Annotated in this window: 1 protein-coding gene; it reads left to right on the top strand. The window is 63.9% G+C overall.

Features of this window, described 5'->3' with window-relative positions; all coding sequences use genetic code 11:
- Window positions 1-202 precede the first annotated feature (202 nt).
- The coding region (locus HX774_RS20450) for an RHS repeat domain-containing protein (RefSeq protein ID WP_370523739.1) at window positions 203-391 on the top strand (189 nt) is incomplete at its 3' end.

The raw sequence follows: 391 nt of genomic DNA on the forward strand, positions 1-391 counted from the left end.
TACGCCTGGTACAAACAGAATGGCTCGTCGGCCATCACCCAGGCGGCGACGCCGGTGGGGGTGCTCGTCGGGTCGTCGCAATGCATGACGGGAGCGACCTGCTGATGCGCCGTGGTCCCGCCTGCCACCCCTTTATCGATATCGCGATCCGCGAAACTGGAGGTTCAGAGTGATCGCAAGGCGGAGGTTGCTGGCCTGGCTTATGGGGGCCGGATTACCTTTATTGGCGGCCGGCGGCGCTAGGGCCCGCTCGAACCAGTACTTCTACGATACACTTGGTCGTCTGGTGTCCGTGACCTACCCAAACGGCGTCACGGTCACCTACGTTTACGATGCGGCAGGAAATCGAGTGAGCATGCATGCAGGCGGGGCGCCGCCGCCGCCACCGCCG

The sequence above is a fragment of the Brevundimonas sp. P7753 genome, from assembly GCF_013386595.1.
GTDB lineage: Bacteria > Pseudomonadota > Alphaproteobacteria > Caulobacterales > Caulobacteraceae > Brevundimonas > Brevundimonas bullata.